1 pseudogene is annotated in these 2,604 nt (G+C 66.5%); it reads left to right on the forward strand.

The features are described from left to right. A pseudogene (locus EOA60_RS28140) lies at positions 1 to 2,604 on the forward strand (translocation/assembly module TamB); the annotation flags it as partial.

Below are 2,604 nucleotides of genomic sequence, written 5' to 3' on the forward strand. Positions count from 1 at the left end.
CGCCAACCCCTCGGCCGATATCTCGCTGACGGGCAGCGTCGAGGAACAGCCGCTCGACATCGAGGCGTCGTTGGTGAGCGCCGCCGGCAAGCGCGCGATCAGGGGGCTCAGCCTTGCACTGGGCGACAACAAGGTTTCGGGCGACCTCGCGCTCGACGACCAGTTCCTGCCGGTTGGCACGCTGACGCTGGCCGTTCCCGATGTCGGCCCGCTGGCGGCGCTAGGCGGCCAGACGGCAACCGGCGATATCAACGGCACGATCGCCTTCGCCAAGGATGGCGCGGCTCCGAACCTCACCATCAATGCGGCTAGCACATCGATCGCGCGCGGCGAAGTGGCGGCGAAAGCGATCACCGTCAATGCGCTGATCGCCAATTATCTCAAGGGACCGGCAATATCGGGCACGATCAAGGCCGACAGCGTCACTTCCGGCAAGACAGTGGTCAGCGGTATCGGCATCGACCTGAGGCGCGACGGCGACTGGACCAATTTTTCCGGCGGCGCGACGGCATCCGGCATTCCGGCCACCGCGACCGGGCGCGTGAAGATCGCCGACGGCAAGACCAGCGTCGAGATCGCGTCCGGCGAAGCGACCCTGCGCGGCATCAAGGCGGCGATCGCCGAGCCGTCGCGCCTTGCAATCGCCAACGGCGTCGCCAGCGTCGAGAAGCTTGCGCTCAATCTCGGCGGCGGCTCGGCGACCATTTCCGGCAGCGCCGGCCAGCTCCTCGACCTGACGACCAATTTCGCCGGCCTGCCTGCGGCGCTCGCCAATGATTTCGTGCCGGGCCTGGATGCCGCCGGAACGCTGGAAGGCACGGCACACCTCACGGGTCCGTCGGCCAATCCCGATATCGAATTCGACGCCAAGCTTGCCGGCGCCGAGACCAGCCAGACCCGCCAGGCGGGACTTGGGCCGCTCGATCTGGATGCCGCCGGCAGCTATGGTCTGGCGAGCGGCCTGGCCCTGGACCATGCAACGCTTTCGGGCGACAAGATTTCCGGCAACGCCGCCGGCAGCTTGAATCCGAACGGCGTCAGCGATTTTTCGCTCGATCTGACGTCATCCGGACCCAGCCTGCCGTTGACGATCGGCAGCGCCGAAAGCCCGGTCAAGATCGAGGTCCAGTCATTGTCGGCAAAGATAGCCGGCCAAAGCACGCAAGCCCGCCTCGAGGCTTCCGCCATCCTGCCTTCGGTTGCCGCCAGCCAGGTGAATGTGGACGGCCTTGCCGTTGCGCTGCATTCGGATGCGTTCGATCTCAAGGGGCGGGCAGGCCCGGTCTCCGGGACGGTGTCGATCGACAGGATCGGCCTGGACAATCCGATGATCGCGCCGTTGGTTGCCGGCAAGGTCACGGCCGAGGTCAACGGCCGTTTGACGAGCGACGCCGTTGCCGTCAACAGCGGCTCGCTCAAGAGCGATGCGCTCAACAGCCAGGTCGCCGGCCGCATGTCGCTGCGCGACGGCGCCGTCGACCTCAATGTGAACGCCAATGTCGCTTCTTCCGCTTTGCCGGCGGCGGTGCGCGGCATGTTGGGCGAGAGCGCGCAATTGAGCGCCGCGCTGAAACGCGACGCCAACGGCAACGTCAATGTCTCCGGCTTGAAGCTCAACTCGGGCGCGCTGAGCGCCGACGGGCAGGCGAGCCTTGCCGACAAAAAGCTTGCCGCCGACATCAGGGGGGCGTTGAGCGACGTTTCGCTGCTGTCGAAAGACGCCAAGGGCGCCATCGCTTTTGGCCTGAATGCGCAAGGTCCGATTATGGCGCCCGACCTCTCGCTGACGGTGAACAGCGACAGGCTGTCCGTGGCGGCGCGCGAGATCACCGGACTGAAGCTCACCGCGACAGGCAAGGCGGATGCCGCCAATCCGGCGGCCGATGTGCAACTGACCGGCAATGTCGCCGGACAGCCGCTGCAGGGCAATGCCGTGCTTGCCACCGCCAATGGCAAGAGCGCGATCAACGGGCTTCTGCTGTCGCTCGGTCCGAACAAGATCTCCGGCGACCTCGCGCTTGATGAAGCTTTCGTGCCGGTGGGCACCGTGTCGCTCGATCTTCCTGACATCGGGCCGCTGGCGGCGCTTGCGCTGGAAAAGGCGGAAGGCGACGTCCGCGGCACGATCGCCTTCTCGAAGGCCGGCAACGCACCGAACGTCGCCGTCAAGGCAACGACGGCGGCGATCCGGCGCGGCGACCTCTCGGCCAAAAAAGTCGCCATCGACGCCCAGATCGCCAATTACCTTGCAGCACCTGTCATCTCCGGCAAGATCCGCGCCGACAGCGTGACCTCCGGCGGCACTGCCGTTACCAGGATCGATGTCGACCTGAAGCGTGACGGGGACTGGACCGGCTTTTCCGGCGGCGCCACCGTGAAGAACATTCCGGCGAAAGCGGCCGGCCGGGTGAAAGTGGCGAACGGCACGACGACCGTCGAGCTCGCGTCGGGCCAAGCGACGGTGCAAGGCATCAAGGCGGCGATCGCGCAGGCCTCGACCGTGACCATCGCCAACGGCGCGACGACGCTCGACCGGCTGGTGCTCAATCTCGGCGGCGGTACGGCGACGGTGACGGGCAAGGTCACGCAGACGCTCGACATCAA

Origin of the sequence: Mesorhizobium sp. M1A.F.Ca.IN.020.06.1.1 (assembly GCF_004023265.1) — a bacterium.
GTDB lineage: Bacteria > Pseudomonadota > Alphaproteobacteria > Rhizobiales > Rhizobiaceae > Mesorhizobium.